Genomic DNA, 24,850 nt, shown 5'->3' with positions numbered 1-24,850 from the left:
CATTCCCTGCCACCTTCGAGGGTATAAGAACCGGCAGTTTGCGTCAATGATTCCGAAGGATTGAATTCTGAATACAGGCTTGCTATTGACGTCCGGCATTCCCGAAAAGCAATAATTTTCATCATAAATTAATAAAGTAATTACTTTATCAGCAGGTTTACTTTCTATATTCAGCTTATGCGTCCAATCAAGCTGTTTCACCTGTTCGCCCGAATGGCCTGCGTTTTGTTCCTTGCGGCCTCGGCAACTGCCCATACTCAAACCACGACAGCTCGCATTACCGGCATAGTCACAGACACTACCGGTGCGGCCATTTCCAACACCACTCTCACAGTCCACAGCAAGGCAACGGGCATTGACCGTACGACGACGAGCGACGCGGAAGGGCACTTTGTGTTCTTCTCGCTGCCACCGTCGGAGTACAGCCTGCGCGCCTCGCACGAGGGCTTTGCGGACACGATCCTTCCGGCGCAGACACTCTCCCTGAGCCAGGAGTTCGTCTGGACACCTCAGCTTGCCGTCAGCGGCAGCAGCACGGTCGTCGAGGTTTCGGCACAGGCCGTTGCGCTGGACACCTCCTCCGCGCGTATCGGTGGCAACGTCACCCAGCGCGAAGTGGCGAACCTTCCGATCAACGGACGCCAGATCTCGCAGCTTTATTTGCTAGTACCCGGTGCGACCAACGCGGGTTCAGGAACCTTTGACAACATTCACTTCTCCGGACGTTCGGTGGAGCAGAACATCATCCGCGTGGACGGTATCGAAAACACCGGCATCATCGATACGTCTCCAGGCAATCTGAACGGCGAACTTACCTCTGTCTTCCGTCTGCAGCAGTCGATGGAAGCGATCCAGGAGTTCCGCGTGGACTCCTCCAACTACCCCGCGGAGATGGGAACGGGTACCGGCGGACAGATCAGCTTTCTGACCAAGTCAGGAACCAACAAACTGCACGGCGATGCGTTTGAGTATGTCCGCAACGACTTCTTCGACGCGCGCAACGCCTTCAACCGCCGCAACGTCGCGGGCAACTCTCCGAAGTTCCGCCTGAACAACTTTGGCGGATCGATCGGTGGACCGCTTCTGAACGACAAGCTCTTCTTCTTCGGTACCTATGAAGGTCTGCGTCAGGTCTACGTCACACCGTATACCGCAGCGACTCTCAGCAACTATGCACGCTCGCTCGTCAAACCGACTTCCACGGCCCTTCCTCTCCTCGCAGCGTTTCCGAATGATCCGACTCCGCTGGTCACTGGTGGATCATTGTCGACCAGCGTGACGGTCGTCGGTCCGAATCGCATCCAGGAAGACTTCGGTATGTTCCGCCTGGATTATCACCTCAGCGATCGCTTCCAGATGTACGCGCGCTACCACCGCGATCAGGGCACCTCTTACCAGACGCAGGACATCTCGCTGAGCCGCTTCGGCCAGGTGGAAGTCCCGCAGAACGGCGTAATTGCTCTGAACCAGGTATGGGGACCGCGCGTCTTCAACGAAACGAAGTTCGGTTACAACGGCATCAAGATGCGCGTAACGGGAACTCCCGGAGCGTCGCCCAATGCAGACCTTAGCCGCGCACGTATCGCGGTTGCCGGTCTTACCAACGTGGGTTCGCTGATCAGCCTTTCCAGCTCCTTCAACGGCATCGGCGCACCCTATACCGGACAGAGCTACAACTACATCGACAACCTCTCCCTGGTACGCGGAGCGCACAACCTGAAGTTCGGCGTTGAGATTCGTCCTCTGGGTCTTTACAACAACCAGCTTGGTGGAACGACGTACACCTACGCGAGTGTGGCGGACTTCACCAACAACCTGACCAGCCAGATCCAGTTCTACGGCGATCTGAGCGATCTCAGCCCGTTCACTGGCCTGAGCGGCAATGCGTATGTGAAGCAGAACTACTACATCGGCTATGCGCAGGATGAGTGGAAGGTCACGCCTAGCCTGACGCTGAGCTACGGTCTTCGCTACGAGTACTTCTCTCCCCTGCACGAGACGCGCAACAAGAACGTCGTCTTCGACATGACCACTGGAAACATCATTCCGAAGGATGCCGGCGACTGGTACAAGTCTTCGACGAACAACTACGGTCCACGTGTTGGCTTGGTATGGGCCCCTCAGGCCCTGCACAACCAGACTGTCATCCGCCTCGGCGGCGGCATCTACTACGGCCCCGGACAGACGGAAGATCAGATCCAGCCGGAAGCCAATGACCGTGTCACCAAAACGTTCGGCACTGCGGCTTCCACTGGAAAAACCTACCCTATCAGTCCCGCGAACGATGTGTACGCAACGTACGACATCAACAGCACGACTCTGGGATATCAGCCACGCGCTTTTGCTCCTCAGTACAAGGTGCCTGAGCGTGTGACGACGTACACGGCCTCCATTCAGCAGCAGCTTCCCGGACAGTTCGCCCTGATGATCGGGTATGTGGGATCTACGGGACGCAACCTGTTCCTTCGTTCCATCACCAACCTGATTACGGGTGTAGCGCAGAACCCGACCACCGGCGCAGGTACGGCAGTTCGCCAGTTCGGCGGACGCTTTGCCGAAATTGATTACAAGACCTCCGGCGGAACGGACCAGTACCACGGTCTGCAAAGCACGCTGCAGCGCCGCTTCACTTCGGGCGTGTCGTTTGGAGCGCAGTACACCTGGGCACACGAACTGGGAACGTCTTCGGGATCGAACGAAGCGACGACCTCGCAGCTTCCGATTCCAATCTACGGTTCGAGCTCGGAGTATGGTCGCGGAACGTTCGACATTCGCCACACACTGAACCTCACAACGCTCTATGACCTTCCTTTCGGTAAGGGCAGAACGTTCAACCTCACGGGGCCCATGAACGTGATTGCGGGCGGATGGCAGATGGGCGGAATCGTAAACTTCCGCTCAGGCGTACCGATGGATGTTCTGATTACACGTCCTGATCTGGCCTACGTAGGCAATGCAGGAACGGCGTATGCGGGACAGACGTTCTCATCCCCAATCGTTGTCGGTGGCGTCGTGCAGACGACTGCAGTCGTCAACGTTCCGGGAGGCGGCAATACACGTAACATCCGCCGTCCTAACATCGTTCCGGGCGTCAACCCCTACCTGAAGAGTGGCAAGCAGTTCCTGAATCCGGCAGCGTTCAGCACGCCAGCTCCGGGAACGTTTGGCAACGCTCGCCGCAACGATTTGAGCGGACCGAACCTTGCACAGCTTGATCTCACCCTGACCAAGCGTGTCCAGTTCACAGAGCGTGTCGGACTTGAGTTCCATGCCGATGCGTACAACGTGCTCAATCATGCCAACTATGCGAACCCGGGCAATATCCGCCTGGCTCAATCCATCCCATCCAGCACGACTTTGACGAACACGCTCCAGCCGGGTACGCCGTTCTCCACGGCAACGGCGGGTACGAACCTGGGAACAGAGACCAGCACGGTCTCCAACCAGATCGGTATCGGAACCAACCGTCAGATTCAGCTTGCTGTGAAATTGGCTTTCTAAAGCGGTTCTGCTCACCGCAACAGAAGAGGCTGGAGCGAAATGCTCCAGCCTCAATTTTTTGCTTGCAGAAAAGTGTCAGACAGTTCGACTTCGCGTGATCAGGTGATAGATCCCGAGCAGGATGCATGCGCCAAGAAGCGACATCAGAAATCCTGCACTCTGGCCGTCCTGGTAATGACCGATAGCGCGACCAAGGAATGTGCCGAAAAAGCTTCCAGCGATGCCGATGAGGACCGTGATGATGAAGCCAGCGGGATCCTTACCGGGCATGATGAGCTTGGCGATGACGCCAATCACAAAGCCGATGATGATGGTCATAATGATGCCGTGGTTCATGGTTCCTCCGAGAGTAGTAGAGATCGGGTGCAGTCGTGGGATGCGAAATTACAGAATTTGACTGCCGGAGCGCGTTTTTTTCTTCGGATGAATGCCCCAATTTCGGTGCTTGACTGTTGCGCGGGGTGGGGATATTCTTTGCGCAATTGGCCCACACTCTTTGGCATATCTCGCCAATCCGGTTCGTCCCACCTGCATGGGTGAGTTCTGCGCCCATAGCTCCCGCATCCAATTCCATAGCAACTCCCAACCCCACACGGAGGCATAGCCCGCATTGGTCAAAAAAGCGATCGAGATCACGCCCCACGTCGAGAACCTTTTCGGCAACCGCGACGAGAACCTCAGACTTATCGAAGACTCGCTGCACGTCAGCATTGATCTCCGTTCCGATTCGATTCTGCTCTCCGGCCCGGAAGAAGCCGTGAATCGAACGCATCAGATCTTCGCCGATTTTGACCACCTGCAGCGGGCGGGCGTTCTGCTGCAGAATGGTGAACTCCACGCACTGATCAAGCTGGTCGTCGCCGATCCTACGGCAACGCTGCGCACGCTGATCGACAGCGGACGGCAGCGTTCCGCGGTGGGCATCAAGCGGATGGTGAATCCGCGCTCCCCTAATCAGAAAAAATATGTAGAGGCCATCGAGCAAGCAGATATGACCTTCGGCATCGGCCCTGCCGGAACCGGTAAGACCTACCTCGCGGTAGCGATGGCGGCCTCTGCGCTTCTAGCGAAGAAGGTCTCACGCATCATCCTGGTACGTCCCGCAGTCGAAGCGGGCGAACGTCTCGGGTTCCTTCCGGGATCGTTGCAGGAAAAGGTCGATCCCTATCTCCGTCCGCTGTATGACGCGCTCTATGACCTGCTGGAGAAGGACAAGGTCGACAAGATGCTGGAGAAGGGCGTCATCGAGGTGGCTCCACTTGCCTTTATGCGTGGCCGCACGCTTAGCGACGCCTTCATCATCATGGACGAGGCGCAGAACACGACAAACGAGCAGATGAAGATGTTCGTCACCCGTCTCGGCAACAACTCCAAAGCTGTCATCACAGGCGATCTGACGCAGATCGATCTGCCGAACCCAAAGCGCTCCGGTCTGCTGGAAGCTCTGCATGTGCTCGATGGCGTAGAGGGAATTCGCTTCTGCCACTTCGAGGATGCGGACGTCGTCCGGCATCACCTGGTGCAGCGGATCGTGCGTGCGTACGACTCGTACGGACGGGCGCAGCAGCAGCTTCCACTCACTCTGGGCGAAGAGGCTACGATGCCTGCCGCTCCGGGCGTTCGTCCCACGGTGCAAAAAACGCAGTAAACCGTTGCATCGAAACAGCTCTGGGATAGCATCAACACGGAGAGGGCGAATTCGCCTTCTCCGTGTTTTTTCTTGAGGAAGACAAGCATTGATCGTTTTAGAACACGCTGGCTACACCTCTTCTGCGCTCCGCCTGCCGGAGCTGCGGCGCTTTTTGACCCGAGCAAAACGGCTCGTGGGGCTCACGGGCGACGTCACGGTTCTGCTGGCGGACGATGCGCGCGTGAAGGACCTGAACCGAACTTTCCGGAAGAAGAACAAGGCTACCGATGTTCTGTCGTTTCCGGCAGGCGAAGGTTCGGACGAGATTGCAGGCGATCTGGCGATCTCGCTCGATACCGCGGAGAAGCAGGCAGAGAGCTTTGGACACACGCTCTACGACGAGGTGAGAGTGCTGACGCTGCATGGTCTGCTGCATCTTGCCGGGCTGGATCACGAGATAGACAAGGGCGAGATGGCGGCGAAAGAGTTGGAGTTGAGGACGAAGCTTGAACTTCCGGGATCGCTGATTGAGCGCGTGACTCGGCCAAAGGCCAGTAAGAAGCGGGTGTCCGCGTGAACGGCCCTCTGATGCTGTTCCTCGTCATTCTTCTGGGAGTATTGTCCCTGGCAGCGTATGCCGACCGTGTGTACTCCGAGATGGGCAAATTTCTGGCCCGCGAATACCAGGAGAATCTCGATGCCTGGACGCGGCTGGTCGAGCCCAAGCTGAAGCTTTCACGCGAGTCGTCCGCACTGTCCGCTTCCATTCTGCGGCAGAGCGCTCTGGCGGCGATTGCCTTGATCTTCGGTGTGAAGCTTGCCGCCAAAGGTTACACATGGGGCAATGTGGGAGAGACCGCCTTTGAGCTGGTGCTGGTCATTATCCTGTTCGACCGGATGTTGCCGCAGGTCTTCTTTGCGCGTACGAAGGGCCTTTGGGCTGCGAAGATGCGGTTCCTCTTCCAGACGCTCTTCTACATCATGCTGCCCGTCACGCTGATGCTGAGTCTTCTGTGGTCCATCGCTTCGTTGGCGGAACCCAATGAAGAAGAGGAAGAGGAACACCCCTCCGAGGGCGTGGACGCTCTGCTCGAAGCGGGTGAAGAAGAAGGCATTCTCGAACAGAGTGACCGCGCCCTGGTGCGCTCCGTCGTGGAGTTTGGCGACATGGTTGTGCTGGACGTCATGACGCCACGACCGGAGATGTACGCCGTGCCGGAGTCGATGACGGTAGCTGAGTTCACGGAGCAGCTTCAGGTCCACGCCTATTCGCGGGTTCCGGTGTACTCCGGAACGGTAGACAACATTACGGGCATCGCGTTTGCTCACGATATTCTGCAGATTCCTGACACCGAAGCCACGCACCGCAATCTGCGCGAGATTCAGCATGCGGCGGCCTATGTGCCGGAACAGAAGCGCGTGAACGAACTGCTGCGCGAGATGCAGCGCGCGAAGCAGCACATGTCCATCGTGATCGACGAGTACGGTTCCGTCGCTGGGCTAGTCACGATTGAGGACCTGATCGAGGCCATCGTTGGCTCGATTGCCGACGAGCATGAGGAGAACGTGATCGATCCCGACGCTCCTCTGCGTGAAGAGAGCGGCGTCTACATCCTTCCGGGCAGCTTTGATGTCGCTCGCCTGCGCGATCTCCTGGCGGAAGAGACGCCTGCCGAAGAGAACGCGGAAGAAACCGTCGAAACCGCCGAACTGCGCATTCCAACGCACTACGAAGCCACGACGGTAGGCGGCCTGGTGAGCGAAATCGCCGGCCACATCCCACTTCCAGGCGAGGTCGTAGAAGAAGATGGCCTGCGCATCGAGGTGCTGGCGTCCACGGCGCGGCGCGTAGATCGCGTGCGTCTGCGTTTGATGCCGCCCATTCGGGAAGCCTGATCGCAGGCATTCGACGCGCATAATAGAGAGTGATGCCACTTCGTTCCGGATTCGTCTCTATCGTCGGTCGCCCCAATGCAGGTAAGTCCACGCTGCTGAATGCCCTCTTGGGCGAAAAAATCGCCATCGTCACCCACAAGCCGCAGACCACGCGGAACCGCATCCTGGGTGTTCTTGAACTTCCGATCCGGAAGAAGGCTGCCAAAGACCCCGGTCGCGGCGCTGCTCAGGTCGTACTGGTGGATACCCCTGGCGTGCACAAACCCAGCTCGCACCTCGACAAGCGCATGATGCAGGAGGTCTACGACGCTCTGGAATCGCGCGACGTCGTGCTGTTCATCGTGGACGCGACGCATCGCCTGCCCGCGGAGTCGAAGTCCGACAAGCCTTTCACGCGCGACCGCAAAGCGATGTCGGCCGAGGAAGATACCTTCGCACTTTCCCTGCTGAAGAATGTCGACTCTCCCGTGCTGCTGGTGCTGAATAAGATCGACTCCGTGCCGCGCGCGGAGCTTCTGCCGCTGATCGCGCACTGGAGCGAGAAGTACAACTTCGCAGAAGTCATTCCAATCTCCGCGAAGAAGAAGGACGGCCTGGAAGTCCTGCTGGATGCCGTCGTGAAGCGTCTGCCCGAAGGCCAGCGCTACTTCCCCAAGGACCAGCTCACCGATCAGCCGGAGCGGTTTCTGGCAGCGGAACTGATTCGCGAGAAGATCCTGATGTTCACCGGCGAAGAGGTCCCTTACGCGTCCGCCGTGGTGGTGGAGGCGTGGGAGGAAGCAAAGAGCAAGACGAATCCACTGACGAAGATCTCCGCTGCAATCTACGTGGAACGCACGGGCCAGAAGGCCATCGTGATCGGACGCGCGGGCGCGATGCTGAAGCAGATCGGAACAGCTGCGCGCAAGGAGATCGAATCGCTCGTAGGCACACGCGTCTTCCTGGAGCTCTTCGTGAAGGTGAAGGACGACTGGCGTAGCTCGCGCGGCTTTGTGGAAGAGCTCGATTGGCGCAGACAGCTGGAAGAGATGGCTTCCAAGCAGGCGGATGACAAGGTGCGCACGAAAGATCACGAAGAATAGTGGCCGAGTAAGAAGATAGGCAGAGCTTCAGAGGATCGTGCTCTTAATACGATCTGCTCTAGCCGTGGGGATCCGTTTGTGCGCTCCGCGCGACCCCATTCTTTCGCCAAGAGCGCGAAAGAATGGGGCACGGGAGATTCGCTGGGTCGCCTATCTTTCTAATCACGAACGGCGATGCCGAGGGCTTTCATCTTGCGATAGAGATGACTTCGCTCGATGCCAAGAGCCTCTGCCGTCCGGCTTACGTTGCCGTTGAGTTCGTCCATCTTCTTCAAGATGAAATCGCGCTCGTAGGCTTCGCGCGCTTCCGTCAGCGTGGAGAACTCTTCCGGCTTGGAACGTGCACCGTCGCGCGGAATTTCGCGGTAGACGAGTGCTGGAAGATGCTTTCGCTCGATGCGTCGCGCCTTCGGGTTCAGGATCACGACGCGCTCGATGAGGTTGCGCAGCTCACGCACGTTGCCGGGCCATTGGTACTGTTGGAGGATCTTGATCGCGTCATCGGCGATCTCCATGCGAGGGCGGCCATACTGGCGACCGAACTCGTCCAGAAACTCCTGCACGAGGAGCGGAATATCTTCGCGACGGTCGCGCAGCGGTGGAACAAAGAACGGGATGACGTTGAGGCGATAGAAGAGATCTTCGCGGAAGTTCCCGCGTGCGATCTCTTCTTCGAGGTCCTTGTTCGTCGCGGCGATCAAACGCACATCGACGTGCACAGGGTTAGAAGCGCCCACGGGAAGGAAGCTCTGTTCATCGAGTGCGCGCAGCACCTTGGCCTGCGTCTTCAGGCTCATGTCGCCTACTTCGTCGAGGAAGAGTGTGCCGCCATCCGCACGTTCAAAGGTACCGCGCTTCTCCTGCGCTCCACCGGGAATCGCACCGTGGCGGTAGCCGAAGAGTTCGCTCTCGATAAAGTCTTCCGGGATCGCCGCGCAGTTGAGTTCTACAAAAACACGCTCGGCGCGCAGGCTTTCCGTATGCATGGTGCGCGCGATGCGTTCTTTGCCAGTACCCGATTCGCCGTAAATCAGAACGCGCCCATTTGTGGGAGCCATCAGCTTAATCTGTTGGCGCAAGGCCTTCAACGGAACGCTCTCGCCGGTGAGCGAAGCCTTTGCCGCGAGCTGTTGCCTGTACTCTGCGTTCTCGCTTTTCAGCGCATGCGCTTTGACGGCATTCTTCAGAAGAACGAGCGTACGCTCCAGCGAAAGCGGCTTTTCAAGGAAGTCGTACGCTCCGAGTTTCGTCGCACGCACGGCGGCTTCGATGGTGCCGTGACCGGAGATGATGACGACCTCGGGCGTGCTGCTTGAGCCCATCGCGCGGATCTCAGCGAGAACGTCGAGGCCATCGCCGTCAGGCAGCCAGATGTCGAGCAGGACGACGTCGTACTCCACGTCGCGGATGAGTTCGAGCGCTTCCGTAGCGGTACCGGTAGAGGTGACCGCGTAGCCCTCGTCGCGGAGAATACTTTCGAGCGAGGTGCGGATGTCGGCTTCGTCATCCACTACCAGGATGTGGTTCATGCTTTCTCTTCTCCCGTTGCGTGAACCACTTCAGATGCGTCAACGCCCGGATACGCTTGCGCTACCGGAACATCGATGATGAATTTTGCGCCCGTGGGCATGTTCTTTTCGACGCGGATCGAGCCCTGATGGTCCTGCACGATTTTAGCCGCGATGGTGAGGCCCAGTCCCGTGCCGCGCTGCTTCGTCGAAAAATAAGGGAGGAAGAGGCGGTCCCGCATCTCCGTGGTCACCCCCGGTCCCGTATCTGCCACGGAGAGTGAGACCATACCGGCATCATCCGCAAGAGAGGTGACGACATGAATCTCGCGGACGAGGCTTCCCTGCATGGCTTCAGCGGCGTTATCGATGAGGTTCGAGAGCGCACGCTTGAAAGCCTCTGCGTCAGCCATGACGAGCGGCAGATGCGGCGCAAGCTTGCAGACCACCTCTGTGCCATGGAGACGTCCGGCAAAGAGAGCAAGCGACTGCCTGACGATCTCGTTCAAATCTGACGGTCGAGGGCGTGCGTTGGGAAACTCCGCCAGCGAGGAGAACTGGTCGACGAGCGACCGCATGCTCTCTACGGAACTGCTGATCACTTCGCTCGAACGGTGAATCACATCAATGGAAGGTGAGTCTAGTTCCGCAGCCTGAAGAAGATCCTTAAGACGCCCGATGTGACGGCGAATCTGTTCGGCAGAAAGAGAGATGGGGGTGAGGGGGTTCTTGATCTCATGGGCGACGCGACGAGCAACTTCTTTCCACGCCGATTGTTTTTGCGCGCGCAAAAGCTGCGTCGCGTTTTCGAGTACCAGAACATAGCCCGTCGCCTTGCGTTCGCTTCCGATGCCCGATTCCAGGATGGACGCCGTGGCCGCGATATTCAGCGTGCCGTTGGGCGACTGCATCTCCATCTCGGACGAAGCCGTGCCCATGCGATGGCTGCGCTGGAGGAGACGTTCGACCGGTTCGGTTGCATCCACCGGGAGGACATCGCGAAGGAGCGAGCCAGTGAATGGGCGTTGACCGCCGGGATCGAGCATCTCGCTGAAGGCGCGGTTGACGACGACGATGCGCTGCTGCGCATCCATCATCACGACGCCGTTCGGGATGGTCTGCAGCATGGTTTCCAGTTCGTGGCGGCGGCGGTCGATGGCAGCGTTGGCTTCGTACACCTGAAGCGTGGACTGCTCCACCTGCCTGCGACTCTGGTCGAGATCGGCGGCCATCATATTGAACGAGTGCACCAGTTCGCCGAGCTCTTCCGTGGCGGTCTCTGCGACGCGATGGTCGTAATGGCCCTGTGCGATCTCTTCCATGGCGTCGGCGAGAGCTTCCACGGGACGCGTGACCTGCTTGGACAGGTAAAGGGCAAGCCAGGTGGATGCGAACATGGCCAAGCCGGTGATCATGAGCATCAGCAGCATATAGGTGGTGCGGATCTGTCGCCGCAGATGAAATAGCGTCCAGTACTGCTCTGCAGCACGCTGCAGACGGGCGATAGTTGCGTTCATCCCTGCGGGTAGAGGGAGCGCCACCACGACGAGACCCCCATCTCGTACCCAGACGAAACCGATGCTGTAGTCCGTGGTTCCAATGGTGACGACAGGTTCGTCGGTTCGACGGACCGCGTCGAGAAGGATGTGATCGATCGTGCCAGTCACGACTTCGGGGGTGTCTGAAATTCGAGGCGCAAGAGGATCTTCTGTTGCGAAACGCGGGATCCAACTGCGGATGGCGGCGTTGGTAAAGCCAGCGGGACGATGAAACTGTGCGATCGGCTGTCCCACAGAAAAAAGCATCACGAAACCGCCCTGGAGCGTCACTTCGTGCTGTTCCAGTTCTTCCTTGATCCGGGTAGGGTCGGAGGTTAGCGCACCCTGCGGCGTGCTGAGCGCTGCGGCAATGTCGGAAGACTCCGCTCGCGCGTTTGCAGCAACGTACCGCGCAAGCTCAAGCGCCACCTGGGTGGAGTCTTCCCGAAGCTGCGCCGCAGGCTGCGAGAACCACCGTTCGACCGCGCGATTCATCAGCAGATAGCTGAAGCAGAACATGAAGCTGATCGGGACGAGCGAAAGCAGAACCGCGCCCCAGAGCATGCGTGTCCGCAGGCGCGCGCCAAGAACGCGGCTGCGCTGCTCCGCATAGAGCTTCAGGACATTGCGAACCAGGAGGACAAGAAGAACGACAAAGAGAAGGAATGCCACCGCAGAGATTGCGGTGAAAAGGAAGATCTGGCCTGTCGTGTTCGGGCTAAGCAGACGTGCCGAGTTGAAGGCGTTCAACGCAAGCAAGGCCAGCAGAAGAATCAGTAGACAGACGCCCAGCACGATCGCGACGACTTTGCGCCGGTTCGAGTGCGGTGGCGTGAGTGGTGGTCCAACTGGCAACGGCGGCCCCTCAAAGGCCGATTATAGGCCGTCGAGAAGGACCGCCGAAGTCGTTAGGAGACGAGTTTGGCCACTGGCGTCCATTCACGTGCCTGCGATTGGGCCACTGCTTCATAGGTGAGAACCCCGTTGTACGTGTTCACGCCCTCCGCGATACCCACATCTTCGCGGATAGCCGTCCGCGCACCCAGCGCAGCCAGCTTCAGCACGTAAGGGAAGGTCGCGTTCGTCAGAGCAAGGGTAGACGTATTCGGCACAGCCGCAGGCATGTTGGTCACGCAGTAGTGCACGACGCCGTCGACGACGTAGGAAGGATTGCTGTGCGTCGTAGGCCGGGCGGTCTCAATGCATCCGCCCTGGTCGATGGCGACATCGACGATCACGGCTCCGCGTTTCATCTTGCTGACCATCTCCGCCGTAACCAGCTTGGGAGCCGCCGCGCCCGGGATCAGAACGCCGCCGATGAGAAGGTCAGCCTCACAGGCTGCGCGATGAATGTTGTAGCTGTTCGACGCGAGCGTATAGAGGCGGCCATTGAAGATGTCGTCGAGTTCGCGCAGGCGGTTCAGGTTCAGATCAATGAGCGTGACTTTAGCGCCGAGGCCGAGAGCCATCTTGGCTGCATTCACGCCGACGACACCGCCGCCGATGATGACCACGTTACCCGGAGGCACGCCGGGAACACCGCCCAGGAGAACGCCGCGGCCGCCATGTTCTTTCTGCAGGTAGGCAGCGCCCACCTGCACACTGAGACGGCCTGCAACTTCGCTCATGGGAGTCAGAAGCGGAAGCGAACCGACGCGGTCACGGACGGTCTCATAGGCGATGCCGATGACGCCCTTTTCCAGAAGAGCGTTCGTGAGTCCCGCGATGGGAGCAAGATGCAGATAAGTGAACAGGACAAGACCGGAACGGAAGTTCTGGTACTCCTTCTCCACGGGCTCTTTGACCTTAACCACCATATCGGCGAGACGCCACGTGTCGTAGGCAGAGCCGACGATTTCAGCGCCTGCGGCCTGATATTCGTCGTCGGGAAAGGCAGACAGTTCGCCAGCTTTTGTTTCTACGAGAACTTTGTGGCCTGCGTCCACGAGCGCCTTCACCCCGGCTGGCGTAATGCCGACCCGGCTCTCGTGATCTTTTACTTCCTTCGGTACGCCAATCACCATGTCGATAAAGCTCCTTGTCAGGAGTTAATTCTAGTGCAGCGCCTCGAGCCGATTTCTTCACGAAATACGCTGCGGCGGTGCTGGACGGCCTCCGAAGAGATCTGTACCAATTTGCAACACAGTAAGCAGGCAGACAATGGCTGCGCAGGTTCCATGCACCAGAAGAAGGGCGTACCCTGTATTTTGGACGGTTACAATCGACAAAGCGTCTTTCGTCAGGAATCAAGCACATGTCTCAGAATGGTTATCAGATGCGGTCTTCGCGCGCGCGCAATTTTCGCTCGCTCTTCAGCTTGTTTTCCAACGATCTCGCGATCGATCTGGGAACGGCCAATACGCTGGTCTACGCCCATGGCAAGGGCATCGTGGTGAACGAACCTTCCATTATCGCCGTGAATAAGCTCACCAACGAGGTTGAGGCGGTCGGTAAAGAGGCGAAGGAGATGATTGGCCGCACGCCGGGCAACATCGTGGCCATCCGCCCCATGAAGGACGGCGTGATCGCCGACTTCCGCCACACCGAAAAGATGCTCAACTACTTCATTCAAAAGGCACATAACCGCAAGATGCTGGTGCATCCCCGCATCATCATCGGCGTGCCGAGTGAGATTACGCAGGTAGAAAAGCGCGCCGTCGAGGATTCCGCCTATCGCGCCAAGGCTAGCGAGGTTTACCTGGTCGAGCAGGCCATGGTGGCCGCGATTGGCGCGGGTCTGCCGATTACGGAGCCGGGCGGCAACATGGTTGTGGATATCGGCGGCGGAACTACGGACATTGCAGTTATTTCGCTGGCCGGAATTGTCTATTCACGGTCGGTTCGCATGGCCGGAAATCAGATGGACGAAGCCGTCATAAACTACCTGAAGCGCAAGTACAACCTGCTGATCGGCGAGCGCACGGCGGAGCAGATCAAGATCGAGATCGGTTCGGCCTATCCTCTGGATAAGCCGCTCACCTACGAGATCAAAGGACGCAACCTGATCGAAGGTGTGCCGAAGACGATCACCATTGATGACTCCGAGATTCGCGAGGCCCTGGCCGAGTGCATCGCGACGATCATGAATGCGATCCGCGTGGCGCTGGAACGTACCCCTCCTGAGCTCTCCGCGGATATTTCGGATCGTGGCATTGTGCTGACGGGCGGTGGCGCTCTCATTAAGAATCTCGATCGCCGCATTCGCGAAGAGACAGGTTTGCCTGTTTCGATTGCGGACGACCCTCTTGCATCGGTAGTGCTGGGTACGGGCCGCATGCTTTCAGACTTCAAGCTCCTGCGTAAGATCTCGATCGACTAACATCCTCCGCGGAACATGGAATCATTCTTTCAGCGGTATAGAAACGGGCTGGTTCTGATCGCAGTGTTGCTGGTGCAGACGATCGCGCTGGCAACGCAGGTGCGACGGCCCGACTATGCCGGACGCGCGGACGGACACCATATCCGGCTCCTGCGCCTGTGGATGAACGCGATCCTCTCGCCCCCGGAAAAGCTCCTGACCAAGACGGGCCACGGCCTGCGCAACGCGTGGCACGGTTATATCGACCTGCGCCACACGCGCCAGCAGAATCTTGAACTGAAGTCTGAACTGGCGCAAATCCACCTGCACGAAGCCGCCATTGCGGAGGACGCGCGGCAGGACCAGAGGCTGCGTTCCCTGCTGGAATTTCGACAGCAGTACGTCTCCAAGACGGTAGCGGCACAGGTGATCGGAACGAGCGGCAGCGACCTTTCGCGCGTTCTGAATATCGATAAAGGCTCGCGCGATGGTCTGCGGCCCGATATGGCGGTCATCACACCGGACGGTATCGTGGGCAAAATCCGCAACGTCTATCCCACGACCTCTGAGGTGCTGCTGATCAATGATTCGAGTGCGGGCGCTGGTGTGATCCTGGAGAACACGCGGCTGCGCGGGATCCTGCGGGGATCGGCGAATGGCGTGCCACAGATCGTGAACCTGCTTCCCGACAATCGCATTCATCCCGGAGACAGAGTGGTTACCTCAGGTGGAGATCGGATCTTCCCGCGGGGCCTTGCCGTGGGTACGGTAAAGACGATTGCGCCTGATCCCGAACACCAGCCGTACACTGCCATCACGATCAAGGCTGCCGCGGACCTGGACCGGTTGGAGGAAGTTCTCATCATCACCGAGACAGCTACCGACCTGAAGCCCGTCCCAGCGAGTGAGTTGAGTGCAGAAGAGGCTATCGCCACCAAGCGAGCCTCAGAGATTGTGGCCGAGCATCTGCCGGGTCTGCATGATCCGGGCGAGGCTGTACCCACCGTCAAGCCCGGAGAAAAACCAGCGCCAACCATGCCCGATGGGCCTGCAAAGGCCGCGCCGGCACTACACCCTGATCGCTATTCTCCTGGAGCAGTTGCGCCAGCGGCAGACCTCACGCCAGGAGCGCCTCATAGCACCACATCCGCACCCCCTTCAACCTTTACGCCTCGCCCGGCCAGCATCCCGAAGAAGGAGACACCCGAGTAGCTTTGTGACTCGAGTCTGACTATGGCAAGACGTGGACTTTCAACCCGGCGTGCATTGCAGCAACACACCTTCCCCCCGGCGGTGACGGCGGTGATCGTGCTCTTTGCGCTCTTCCTCGGGGTCTATCTGCCGCACCTCTTTCCACGGTACGACCTTCTGGATCTGCCGCTGATTATCGTGATCTTCTTTGCGGTCTCCCAACGGAGCCCAATGGCGGGAACGTTTCTCGGCATGATCGTAGGTCTGGCCCAGGACCTTCCAACGAATGAGCCAATCGGCATCAACGGGATTGCGAAGTCCATCGTGGGATACGCTGCCGCTTCCATCGGTCTGCAAATCGATGTGGAGAACCCGCTCAACCGGACGCTTTTGAGTTTCGCCTTCAGCCTTCTGCAGAGCGCGATTCTGTTCGTCGTGCGTCACTGGATGCTAGGCATGCCGGGGTATCGGGGATTGTGGCTGCATGAGTTGATCAAAGCGGGCGTGAATGCGGCTGTGGCTACGCCGCTGTTTCTGCTGCTGGACCGGACGCGTTCGGATAGCTAGGTGCTGGTATCGAGGATCATATTTTTTCTTGTGCACGACCGCCATAGGTTCCACGCTTGGCTGGCTATCACAAGATATGGGCCGAAGAGCCAAAACAATAAAGAGAAATATGGCTATCGCCAGACACTTCGGAAGATCTACGTGGTCACTAAATCGGAACTCAGATTCACAATGGCCAGCCAAAGCGCAGGAAAAGCGTTGACCAGATGCTCCTGTACGCTTTAGCGTGACTACATAAGGCGAAGCAACCGCCGAATCCTAGTTTGAAGCTTTAATTATGAGATTTATTCCGACGTTTCTGCTGGCGTTGACCTCTATTGGGCAAGCAATCTCCAAGCCGCTTTCGATGGCATTACCCTGGATCGTTTTGGGCCAAACCCACAACGGTTTGGCTTCTTCAACAGGTAGCTTTTCCCTTCTCACAAATAAATGGGTCGATTCTAAATGTTAATAAGAACATTCGTGCTCATCATGCTCGCAACCTTCGCTAGTTCAAGCTCTTTTTTGGGACAGGCTATCGTCAGCAATCCATCTTCAAGCCAGACCATCTCACAGCCAACATCGACTTCTCTAGGTGTAAATAAGCTAAACAATATCTATTATGTAAATCAGTGGTGCGCCACGAGTGGGGTGCTAGATGATACTTGTTTCCGCAGGGCGATTGCAGATATCTCAAGCAGCTGTAGCGATGCAACCAACTCTTGTAGTAGCGGAGGCGGGACACCTCAAGACGCGAAATATATCGCTGAACTTATCGTTCCGCCCGGATCGTATAACTTCAGTAGTCCCGTAGTAATACCAAGGGGCATGAACATCGCCATCCATGGCGCCCAAACTGGGGTCTATGGTTCTCGAATTAGCGGGGGCTCGAATGACTTTATTGTTCGGGCTGACGATGTAGACATCAAAAACCTAGCTTTCGTAGGTAATAAATCTAACACAGCGATTACTTTGGGAGTTCCAGAATTCGCAATATTTGACACCCATATTAATAATTGCTGGTTTGCCGGAGTCGGGGTAGGCATTAGACTTGTTAATGCGGGAGGTTTGGATTTATCTCATAACACCTTCGACTCCGGAACCAGCTACGGAATCTACTCTAACCAGAGTGAGGGCGATGTGATGGCCAATTACGTCATTGCCGATGACTTAAGAGGTTTTCAGCAGATTTCTACTGTTTCAATTACTGGACCTAGCCCTGGAACAGCCAACTATCAGGGGTACACTTTCTCCGGAATATTTGACAACAGCGTGCAATCATCTGCGAGCATTAGCCTTACCCGCATTATCGGTGCCAAAATCTCAGGTATTTTCACCCAGAACCATTATCAGGACATCAGTATTTCCGGAAGTTCCGCTGTAGTGATCAGTAATTTTCATGTCTACAACCCGGGCCAAACATCGATCTTTATTAACCAGTCAAATGGTGTAAACACCTCAAACGGCGTCATATTCAATTCGGGAACACTAGAAGGTGGAACCCCATCTATATCAGTAGTTGGGAGCGCAAATACAACGGTGGCTGGAATTACAAGCGTGAATGGCGGATCTGCACATGCCAGCTATGGTCTTTCAATAGATTCGGCTTCGGGTGCATCTCGAATTTACGGAAATAATTTCAACGCTCAAACCGTGGATACATACAATGTCCAAGATCCGACTGCATTGTTTGAGATCAAAGGTGCTTTGTCTGCCACGAGTGTAGTTGCAGGAAACGGATATAGTGGTACGGCAACCGTTGGAGGTTGCTCAATAAAGATTGTTAGCGGCATAGTTGTAAGTACTTTTGGTTGCAACTAGGATTTTTTTGTCCTATTCTTTCGTGATAGCTACGAAAGAATAGGGCACGCAAAAAGCAGATCCCTACGGGATGACAAGAGAACAGTATCTCTACTTCTTAAAGACAACGGGTTGCTTGGCCTGCTTTACGGCGTTTTCGTCTTTCGCGGAGAGTGCTGGGAGCGGGTAGATATTGATCGCGTCACGGCTCCAGACAGCGAGCTGCATGCCGTCATCAGAGAGGGCGAAATTCTGGTCGGCCTTCTGCGTGGGGGTGCATTCGGTGCGCAAGAGCATGGCTCCACTGTAGGTCTGGAAGACACGCACTTCCTGCCCCGAGGGTAGGTTGTCATCTCTTGAGATGTCTACGTCGGTGCTGGTGCCGCGCATGGCGAAACGGCCAGCATTGGGTGCAAGGGAAAAGCTGGCGCCGTGCGGAGGCGGGACGCCTTGCAGCCAGAGGACTTCTCCACGAAGGTTGAATGCACCGAGCATGCCGCGTTCGTCTCCGACGCGACAGGCCGAAACGATAAATTCAGTTGGGCTGACGAAGAGATGTTCCGGGCGGCAACTGGTTTGAACGCCTGCAAGCTCCAGCGTCTCTCCGTGAAAGCCCGAGAGATCGAAGGCCCACGTGCCTCCCTTTTCCGGGTTGGCAACGAGGTATCCCTCATCCGTAAAGCTGAAGTGAAGTACGGCAGGAAGAGGTGTCGTTCCGCGCTTTTCCAGGCCGAACGGAGAGGCGTGGAAGGTGTAGAGATCCAGTTCAATGGGACGTTTCGACGTCGGTTCGTCCGGGTCGTCGCCAATCATTTCAGGTTTTGAACTCTCGACAGCGATGGTCTGTCCATCGGGCGCAACCTGCACATGCCTCAACTTCCGGGACATGACCAGAAGAGAGTAACGCTGGAGTTCTTCTCCGGGATGCGCGTTGCGGGGCGCAAGCACCGAGATTGCGTTCCCCAGGCGCAGTAAAAAGCGTCCGTCGGCGAGTGACCAGAGATAGCGCTCCCGGTCATGCGTGCGCCACTCCGCTTCCGCGGTCACTTTCCCATCCGGCAGGTGGACGACGACGGCGCGGAGAATGCGGTCGCGGTCGCCTTCGGGGTCGTCGCGCAGGCGGGCGATGAGTTTGCGCTGATTGAAGGTGACGAGGAGATGCGTCGCATCGATGAAGTCGACGGTTTCCAGAGATTCCCCGCTGGCCAGGGCACGCGGAGAGAGTGGCTTGTACCCGAGCGGGACGAGATCGACATGGGCAGAGGGCACGGCCTGAGGGCGGGCAGGCGCAGACCACGCGGGGAGGCACATCCAGGCCAGGCAAGAGACTGCAAGGCAGGGACCCGCGAGACAGGAACTCGCAAGACAAGAACTCGCAAGACGGCGGAGAGACGCCGCGCGCATCGTCGCATGAAGGAAGTATTCGTTACCTGACGCTCTTTGAGGCATGGGTGTCTGTGCGCCTTTGGAAGCTTCATCATGGCATATCCGGAGAGCATCTCGCATCCGCGAGAACATTTCCGCTGCCAATATGCGAAAGTGGAGGCATGCCTATCCGCCATCGCAATCTTGGTTTCGCAGCATGCGGCTGCGCGGGCGCTCTTTGGGGTACGGGGTTCTTTTTTGGAAAGATCGCTCTAAGGGAGATGTCTGTCGGGCACATGGTCTTCTATCGCTTCTTCTTCGCGATCGTGGCCCTGGTCCCCCTCTTGATCCTCCATCGCCCCACGTTTGACCGGCGCGCCTGGGGCTGGCTGGCGCTCGGATCTTTTCTCGGTGTGCCGTTGCAGTTTCTTTTTCAGTTCAAAGGACTTTCGTTGACCACGGTGGCACATGCCTCCCTGATGGTGGGGACGATGCCGGTGATCCTGGCTGTGGGCGCGGCGGTCTTCGCGCACGAGCGTATGGATCTGCTCGGTTGGACCTCTCTCGCTGTCTCCACATGCGGAGCTACCTTGATCGCCCTGGGCGCGAGCCACTCCACGCATGGTGGACCTACGGTCGCGGGAGATCTGTTGGTGGTGTTTTCGCTCTGCATCGCGCTGTTCTGGATCCTAATCAACAAAAAGTTGATGGCTCACCACACCTCGATTGCCGTAACCGCATGGGGTCTGCTGGCGGGATTTGTCATGCTGGCTGTCTGGACGCCGCTGGCGTACGGCCTGCCTCCAGTGCATGGAATTTCAGCGCGGGCGTGGATGGCGCTCGCGGCCAGCGGTGTGCTGTGTACGGCGGCCACCACGATGCTTTGGAACTGGGGCATGCAGCAGGTGCCGGCCTCGCAGGCGGGTGTATTTCTTAATCTGGAGCCCCTGATGGGTTCGGTTCTGGGTATTCTCCTCTTGCACGAGACCCTCGGCCCTTCGGCGTGGGTGGGAGGAACCATGATCGTTCTGGCCGCCGTGGTGTTGACCACGCGCTCCCGCACCGAGGTAGTAGGCGCCGAACTGGCGTCTGCCCTGGTCACCGAATGAAAGCGGAAATGAAACCAAAGATCATCGTGCTCGATATGGACGGAACCCTGGTCGGAGCCGAAGGTAAGGTAAGTGAGCGGAACGTTGCCGCGCTCGACTTGGCGGCCCGCGAAGGTGTGCTTATCGCCATCGCTACCGGACGGCGGCACAGCTATGCGATGAAGATCCTCCGGACGCTCGCACTGGACGGTTCCTGCCCCATCATGAGTTCCAACGGAGCTGTAACGCGGACCTTCGATTCCAGACTGCTGCACCGGACGTTCCTGGACCGGGAGACGGCGCTTTGGCTCTGCACGCATCTGGTGGAGTACCGGAACGCCCTCGTTCTGACCTTCGACAAGGTGGGGGAGGACGGCGAGGACGGTCCCGGAGCGCTTGTGGTGGAGGAGCTCGACAATCTGCACCAGAGCATCAACGGTTGGATGGTCTCCAACGCCCCGTGGATTGAGGCGCATGTGCCCATTACACGCATCTTTGACGATCCGGAGAACATGCCCATTCAGGCCATGCTCTGTGGCAATTTAGAAAGGATGCGCGCCGCCGAGAAGCTTCTTCTGGCGCACGAACACGTGATCTCCGAGGGCCATACCCCTGCGGAGCGGATCCATACGGCGCGTGTGGCCGTGCACAGAACAGAATATCCGGCGCGCGATCTCTGCATGGTGGACCTGCTGCCTGCGGGCTGCAGTAAGGGAGCGGCGCTTCGGCAGCTCTGCCAGGACCACGGGGTAAGCCCGGAAGAGACGGTGGCGATTGGAGATAACTGGAATGACGTGTCTCTCTTTGAAGTCGCGGGACGGTCGGTCGTGATGGGCAATGCTCCCGAGGACCTGCAGGAGATGGCGCAGCGCCGAGGATGGATCGTTGGCAGGACGAACTTGGACGATGGTGTAGCCATTGCCATTGAGGGCCTTCTAGGCTCCTGACCTCCGGCATTTTGCTACCCTTGGAGCATGGTGTTGCGCTTCAGACCCGTCTCGCTCATTTTGCTGCTCGCGGTACCGTATCTTTCTGCAGCGGCCATGGAGCGCATCACCCTGACGACAGGATTTGAATTGAACTGCGTCCGTCGCGAAGCCATCTCGGAAAGCCGCGTGCGTCTCTACCTCTCCGAGGGCGACCGCGATGCCTATGTTGAGATCGACAACGCAAAGATTCAGTCGATCGTCGTTGTGGACGACGTCCCGCCGACGGTCGCGCCCGTCTCCACGATTCCCACGGCCAATGGACCGACGATGGGTGCGATGTTGAGCACGGCTGGGGAACGCCACCATATCGATGTCGACCTGCTGGCTTCGGTGATTCAGGCCGAGAGCGCCGGGAATCGGCATGCGGTCTCCCGCACCGGAGCCCGCGGCTTGATGCAGCTGATGCCCGGAACTGCGACGGAGCTGGGTGTGCACGATGCCTTTGAGCCGGAACAGAACATCGGCGGCGGCACAACCTATCTCGACCAATTGCTCATCCGTTATCACGATAACCTGCCCAAGGCCCTGGCGGCGTACAACGCAGGTCCGGGGGCGGTGGATCGCTATCATGGGGTTCCTCCTTATCGCGAGACGAGGGCGTATGTGGCCCGCGTGATCCGCGAGTTCAATCGGCGCAAGCTGGCCAGGATGCAAGAGCTGGCGCAAGAGAAGAGATTAGATCTGAGGGCGACACGTTGAATTCGCGAAAACTGGTTGTCCCGCTTCTCACTATCGCTTTCGTTCTCTTCATCGCATGGCTCCTCATCTACCGCATTCACTTCGACTGGAAGATGTTCGGGAATCAGCTGCGCTCGGCCAGCCCGGTCCATATTGCCGCGGGCGTAGCCCTGATCTATCTTTCGTTTGTCATCCGATCGTGGCGCTGGGCGATTTTCCTTCGCCCCGGGACGAAGGTCGGTCCTCTTTCCCTTCTGGGATCGCAGTTTGTTGGATTTTCCGCGGTCGCCATGTTCGGTCGCCTGGCCGATCTTTCGCGCCCGTATCTCATTGCGAAACGCACCAAGACGAATGTTCCGGCGCAGATTGCGGTGTACACGGTGGAGCGGATGTTCGACCTGGGAGCGGCGGCGTTGATCTTCTCTTCGGCCTTTGCCTTTGCGCCGAAGGACATGCCGCATCACGAGACCTTCGTCCATGTCGGCGTATTTTCCCTGATTGGGACGGTTGCCCTGGCGATCATCGCGCTGGTGGTCCGCGTCTCCGGCGTTGCGGTGGCGGGATTCGCGCGCGGCGCTCTTTCGGGGCTCTCTGAGAAGTTTGCGACCAGCCTTTCGGAGAAGATCCTTCACTTCCGCGAGGGCCTTTCGGCAATCTCCTCCATGAACGAGTTTGTGATTGCCGCCGTGATGTCGCTGGCGATGTGGGCGATGATTGCGTTTGCCTACGTGCAGACCTGCCACGCGTTTGTGCTGGAGCCGACGCTCGCGCACCTTACCTTTTCGCAGGCCATGCTGCTGATGGCGGCGTCCATCGGTGGATCGCTCCTGCAGCTTCCGGTGGTTGGCTGGTTTACGCAGATCGCGGTGACTTCGACCGCGATGCACGCCTCCTACGGCACGCCCATCGAGACGGCGACCGGTTGCGGAGCCCTGCTCCTGCTGGTTACGTCTCTGTCCATCGTTCCCATCGGCCTGATCTACGCCCGCGTGGAGAGCATCTCCATGAAGGAGCTCAAGAAGACTTCCGCGGAGCCTGCAGCGGTCTGAGGCGGGACACGCGCTAGACTTGGATTCTATGAAGTGTCCGTATTGCGGTTTTTCTCAAGACAAGGTGGTTGATTCGCGCGAAAGCAAGGAAGCCGATTCCATTCGGCGACGGCGGGAATGCGAACGTTGCGAGAAGCGTTTCACAACGTACGAACGGATCGACGAAATCCCCTACATGGTGGTGAAGAAGGACGGCCGCCGGGAGAAGTTCGACCGGCAAAAGGTGCTCTCCGGGCTTCTGCATGCCTGCGAAAAGCGGCCTTTGTCTCCTTCTGCCCTCGAAAAGATCGTGGATCAAACGGAAGCCTACGTCGTCGATTCGCCCGAGCGCGAGCGCACCACCAGCGAGGTAGGCGAGCTGATCATGGCGCGCCTGAAGGAGATCGATACGGTAGCGTATATTCGCTTCGCGTCGGTTTATCGGGACTTCAAGGACGTCTCCGAGTTCAAGCAGGAGCTCGAAGGTCTTCTGCTGGCCCAACGCCGCAAGGGTTGACGAATCAGATAGTTCGCGCATCTTACCCATTTCGAGGCTTGATCCGTACATGAGAAACGCCGCAGCACTTCTTCTTTTTTCTGGCCTGATGTTTCCCCTTATTGGCTGCAAACCGGATGCCGCCGTGCGCCAGGGCAGCGTGGTGGGAGCCGGACCCTCTGTACCGGCATCTCCAACCGCTGCACCCAATCCTACGACCCTCGGTTCCATAACGGGAACGGTGAAGATCGCTGGGCAAGTGCCTGCGCCCATCAGGATCGACATGAGTCAGGACCCTGCCTGCACGCTTTCGAACGCGGAGAACATGTCCGAGCAGATCATGGCGAAGGACGGCAATCTGGCGAACGTCTTTGTTTATGTGCGGAATGCTCCGAGCGCCCCCGCGTCCGCACAGGCGATGCAGCCGATCACCATCGATCAGAAGGGCTGCCGCTTCATTCCCCATGTGAGCGCGATTTTTCAAGGTGGTTCGGTGCAGTTCACAAACTCCGATCCGACCATGCATAACGTGCATACGATGGCAGTCCAGGCGGGTAACCAGTCCGTCGATGTTTCGCAGGGCCCCGGTGGCAAGCCGGAGTCATTGAAATTCACCTCCGCGGAGAGCATGCTGCCGATCCGGTGCAACAATCACCCGTGGATGAATGCGTTCCTGAATGTCAGTCCAACGCCGTTTTTTGCTGTGAGCAACACTTCAGGCAAGTTCCAGATCACCGGCCTGCCGCAAGGAAACTACGTTCTTGTCTTCGTTCATGAGAAGCTTGGCGAGCAGACCATTCCCATTACCGTGAAGGCACAGCAGGCCGCCGAGGCCTCAGTGACCTTCACAGCAAAGTAGGGTTCATGCATAGCTTGACGATCAATTTTCCCGTGCATCTGCTGCCGTTCTGGTTCCTGGTCATCAGCCTCTTCCTGCCGCGCGTTTCGCTGCTGGTGATGTGGCTGCAGCACCAGTTTGTGGTGATCGGGCTGGTTCCTCTGCTGGCCGCGATCATCATTCCCCGCGTCCTGATCCTTGTGCTGATCTACCAAGACCAGGGGCTTTCGGGATGGTTTCTGCTGCACGCGGTGGTCATGCTGGCTGCTTTTGCTGGCGGTGGAACGCGTATGCGACGCCGTAGAAGCGATTTATAGCCCGTTCCGCTGATAATCTAGTCAGACGGACTTTCTCTGACAGGAGAGCGCGCGATCCAAG

Annotated in this window: 21 protein-coding genes; 16 read left to right on the top strand and 5 right to left on the bottom strand. The window is 58.0% G+C overall.

What is annotated here, in order from left to right:
• The first annotated feature begins 177 nt into the window (after window positions 1-177).
• Window positions 178-3,501: a TonB-dependent receptor gene (locus tag ACIPR4_RS04400; protein ID WP_013567447.1), complete on the top strand. Its 3,324-nt coding sequence runs from the start codon at window positions 178-180 to the stop codon at window positions 3,499-3,501.
• 75 nt (window positions 3,502-3,576) lie between these two features.
• Here the strand turns inward: ACIPR4_RS04400 and ACIPR4_RS04395 are convergent, their stop codons facing one another.
• Window positions 3,577-3,837: a GlsB/YeaQ/YmgE family stress response membrane protein gene (locus ACIPR4_RS04395; protein ID WP_013567446.1), complete on the bottom strand. Its 261-nt coding sequence runs from the start codon at window positions 3,835-3,837 to the stop codon at window positions 3,577-3,579.
• Between the two features lie 274 nt (window positions 3,838-4,111).
• Between ACIPR4_RS04395 and ACIPR4_RS04390 the strand changes: the two genes are divergently transcribed.
• The 4 genes from ACIPR4_RS04390 to era all read left to right on the top strand — a co-directional run bounded on the left by ACIPR4_RS04390 (window position 4,112) and on the right by era (window position 8,109).
• Window positions 4,112-5,149 (top strand): PhoH family protein, encoded by a 1,038-nt coding sequence (locus tag ACIPR4_RS04390; RefSeq protein ID WP_013567445.1) that lies wholly within the window; start codon window positions 4,112-4,114, stop codon window positions 5,147-5,149.
• Window positions 5,150-5,237: 88 nt separating this feature from the next.
• Window positions 5,238-5,708 carry an rRNA maturation RNase YbeY gene (ybeY, locus tag ACIPR4_RS04385; protein ID WP_013567444.1) on the top strand — a complete coding sequence of 157 codons (471 nt, stop codon included), beginning with the start codon at window positions 5,238-5,240 and terminating at the stop codon, window positions 5,706-5,708.
• Between the two features lie 11 nt (window positions 5,709-5,719).
• Window positions 5,720-7,027: a hemolysin family protein gene (locus ACIPR4_RS04380; protein ID WP_013567443.1), complete on the top strand. Its 1,308-nt coding sequence runs from the start codon at window positions 5,720-5,722 to the stop codon at window positions 7,025-7,027.
• 32 nt (window positions 7,028-7,059) lie between these two features.
• The gene (era, locus tag ACIPR4_RS04375) at window positions 7,060-8,109 is read left to right on the top strand and encodes a GTPase Era (protein ID WP_013567442.1); all 1,050 of its coding nucleotides are present in this window, start codon (window positions 7,060-7,062) and stop codon (window positions 8,107-8,109) included.
• A 158-nt stretch (window positions 8,110-8,267) separates the two neighbouring features.
• Here the strand turns inward: era and ACIPR4_RS04370 are convergent, their stop codons facing one another.
• From ACIPR4_RS04370 to ald, 3 genes are read right to left on the bottom strand one after another with little or no spacing between them, the layout of a single operon-like run.
• Entirely contained in the window at window positions 8,268-9,638 is a 1,371-nt protein-coding gene (locus ACIPR4_RS04370) for a sigma-54-dependent transcriptional regulator (protein ID WP_013567441.1), read from the bottom strand.
• Window positions 9,635-12,010 carry a sensor histidine kinase gene (locus tag ACIPR4_RS04365; protein ID WP_013567440.1) on the bottom strand — a complete coding sequence of 792 codons (2,376 nt, stop codon included), beginning with the start codon at window positions 12,008-12,010 and terminating at the stop codon, window positions 9,635-9,637. Before ACIPR4_RS04365 ends, ACIPR4_RS04370 begins: the two co-directional genes overlap by 4 nt.
• Before the next feature lie 53 nt (window positions 12,011-12,063).
• Window positions 12,064-13,179, bottom strand: a complete 1,116-nt coding sequence (ald, locus tag ACIPR4_RS04360) for an alanine dehydrogenase (protein ID WP_013567439.1) — start codon at window positions 13,177-13,179, stop codon at window positions 12,064-12,066.
• Window positions 13,180-13,409: 230 nt separating this feature from the next.
• On the opposite strand from ald, the gene ACIPR4_RS04355 reads away from it, so the two are divergent.
• From ACIPR4_RS04355 to ACIPR4_RS22415, 4 genes are all read left to right on the top strand, one after another.
• On the top strand, window positions 13,410-14,474 hold the full coding sequence (locus ACIPR4_RS04355) for a rod shape-determining protein (protein WP_013567438.1): 1,065 nt from the start codon (window positions 13,410-13,412) through the stop codon (window positions 14,472-14,474).
• Between the two features lie 15 nt (window positions 14,475-14,489).
• Entirely contained in the window at window positions 14,490-15,665 is a 1,176-nt protein-coding gene (mreC, locus tag ACIPR4_RS04350; protein ID WP_013567437.1) for a rod shape-determining protein MreC, read from the top strand.
• Between the two features lie 21 nt (window positions 15,666-15,686).
• Window positions 15,687-16,211, top strand: a complete 525-nt coding sequence (gene mreD / locus ACIPR4_RS04345) for a rod shape-determining protein MreD (protein ID WP_013567436.1) — start codon at window positions 15,687-15,689, stop codon at window positions 16,209-16,211.
• Between the two features lie 807 nt (window positions 16,212-17,018).
• A complete protein-coding gene (locus ACIPR4_RS22415; protein WP_144312313.1) occupies window positions 17,019-18,011 on the top strand; it encodes a hypothetical protein in 993 nt (330 codons plus the stop codon).
• Window positions 18,012-18,101: 90 nt separating this feature from the next.
• On the opposite strand, the gene ACIPR4_RS04340 is transcribed toward ACIPR4_RS22415, so the two are convergent.
• Window positions 18,102-19,259: a hypothetical protein gene (locus tag ACIPR4_RS04340; RefSeq protein WP_041585917.1), complete on the bottom strand. Its 1,158-nt coding sequence runs from the start codon at window positions 19,257-19,259 to the stop codon at window positions 18,102-18,104.
• A 278-nt stretch (window positions 19,260-19,537) separates the two neighbouring features.
• On the opposite strand from ACIPR4_RS04340, the gene ACIPR4_RS04335 reads away from it, so the two are divergent.
• Genes ACIPR4_RS04335 through ACIPR4_RS04305 form a run of 7 tightly spaced genes read left to right on the top strand, consistent with a single transcriptional unit; the run spans window position 19,538 to window position 24,789 of the window.
• On the top strand, window positions 19,538-20,464 hold the full coding sequence (locus ACIPR4_RS04335; RefSeq protein ID WP_013567433.1) for a DMT family transporter: 927 nt from the start codon (window positions 19,538-19,540) through the stop codon (window positions 20,462-20,464).
• Between the two features lie 8 nt (window positions 20,465-20,472).
• Complete coding sequence (locus ACIPR4_RS04330; RefSeq protein ID WP_245536450.1) at window positions 20,473-21,390, top strand: HAD hydrolase family protein; 918 nt, start codon at window positions 20,473-20,475, stop codon at window positions 21,388-21,390.
• A gap of 27 nt (window positions 21,391-21,417) precedes the next feature.
• Window positions 21,418-22,131 carry a lytic transglycosylase domain-containing protein gene (locus ACIPR4_RS04325; RefSeq protein ID WP_013567431.1) on the top strand — a complete coding sequence of 238 codons (714 nt, stop codon included), beginning with the start codon at window positions 21,418-21,420 and terminating at the stop codon, window positions 22,129-22,131.
• A complete protein-coding gene (locus tag ACIPR4_RS04320) occupies window positions 22,128-23,159 on the top strand; it encodes a lysylphosphatidylglycerol synthase transmembrane domain-containing protein (RefSeq protein ID WP_013567430.1) in 1,032 nt (343 codons plus the stop codon). Before ACIPR4_RS04325 ends, ACIPR4_RS04320 begins: the two co-directional genes overlap by 4 nt.
• 28 nt (window positions 23,160-23,187) lie before the next feature.
• Window positions 23,188-23,655 (top strand): transcriptional regulator NrdR, encoded by a 468-nt coding sequence (gene nrdR / locus ACIPR4_RS04315; protein ID WP_013567429.1) that lies wholly within the window; start codon window positions 23,188-23,190, stop codon window positions 23,653-23,655.
• 49 nt (window positions 23,656-23,704) lie between these two features.
• Window positions 23,705-24,493 (top strand): hypothetical protein, encoded by a 789-nt coding sequence (locus ACIPR4_RS04310; protein WP_013567428.1) that lies wholly within the window; start codon window positions 23,705-23,707, stop codon window positions 24,491-24,493.
• Between the two features lie 5 nt (window positions 24,494-24,498).
• Entirely contained in the window at window positions 24,499-24,789 is a 291-nt protein-coding gene (locus ACIPR4_RS04305; protein WP_013567427.1) for a hypothetical protein, read from the top strand.
• Window positions 24,790-24,850: the final 61 nt, after the last annotated feature.

This window comes from Terriglobus saanensis SP1PR4 (genome assembly GCF_000179915.2).
GTDB lineage: Bacteria > Acidobacteriota > Terriglobia > Terriglobales > Acidobacteriaceae > Terriglobus > Terriglobus saanensis.
Note: the sequence above shows the minus strand (reverse complement) of the source record. Positions and strands in the feature narration are given on the sequence as shown.

Excerpts from the sequence above, each read along its gene's own strand:
- ACIPR4_RS04380 (WP_013567443.1), top strand. The coding sequence starts at position 5,720 with ATGCTGTTCCTCGTCATTCTTCTGGGAGTATTGTCCCTGGCAGCGTAT.
- mreC (WP_013567437.1), top strand. The coding sequence starts at position 14,490 with ATGGAATCATTCTTTCAGCGGTATAGAAACGGGCTGGTTCTGATCGCA.
- ACIPR4_RS04310 (WP_013567428.1), top strand. The coding sequence starts at position 23,705 with ATGAGAAACGCCGCAGCACTTCTTCTTTTTTCTGGCCTGATGTTTCCC.
- nrdR (WP_013567429.1), top strand. The coding sequence starts at position 23,188 with ATGAAGTGTCCGTATTGCGGTTTTTCTCAAGACAAGGTGGTTGATTCG.
- ACIPR4_RS04305 (WP_013567427.1), top strand. The coding sequence starts at position 24,499 with ATGCATAGCTTGACGATCAATTTTCCCGTGCATCTGCTGCCGTTCTGG.
- ACIPR4_RS04370 (WP_013567441.1), bottom strand. The coding sequence starts at position 9,638 with ATGAACCACATCCTGGTAGTGGATGACGAAGCCGACATCCGCACCTCG.
- ald (WP_013567439.1), bottom strand. The coding sequence starts at position 13,179 with ATGGTGATTGGCGTACCGAAGGAAGTAAAAGATCACGAGAGCCGGGTC.
- era (WP_013567442.1), top strand. The coding sequence starts at position 7,060 with ATGCCACTTCGTTCCGGATTCGTCTCTATCGTCGGTCGCCCCAATGCA.
- ACIPR4_RS04400 (WP_013567447.1), top strand. The coding sequence starts at position 178 with ATGCGTCCAATCAAGCTGTTTCACCTGTTCGCCCGAATGGCCTGCGTT.
- ACIPR4_RS22415 (WP_144312313.1), top strand. The coding sequence starts at position 17,019 with ATGAACATCGCCATCCATGGCGCCCAAACTGGGGTCTATGGTTCTCGA.
- ACIPR4_RS04335 (WP_013567433.1), top strand. The coding sequence starts at position 19,538 with ATGCCTATCCGCCATCGCAATCTTGGTTTCGCAGCATGCGGCTGCGCG.
- ACIPR4_RS04395 (WP_013567446.1), bottom strand. The coding sequence starts at position 3,837 with ATGAACCACGGCATCATTATGACCATCATCATCGGCTTTGTGATTGGC.
- ACIPR4_RS04325 (WP_013567431.1), top strand. The coding sequence starts at position 21,418 with ATGGTGTTGCGCTTCAGACCCGTCTCGCTCATTTTGCTGCTCGCGGTA.
- ACIPR4_RS04330 (WP_245536450.1), top strand. The coding sequence starts at position 20,473 with ATGAAACCAAAGATCATCGTGCTCGATATGGACGGAACCCTGGTCGGA.
- mreD (WP_013567436.1), top strand. The coding sequence starts at position 15,687 with ATGGCAAGACGTGGACTTTCAACCCGGCGTGCATTGCAGCAACACACC.
- ACIPR4_RS04355 (WP_013567438.1), top strand. The coding sequence starts at position 13,410 with ATGTCTCAGAATGGTTATCAGATGCGGTCTTCGCGCGCGCGCAATTTT.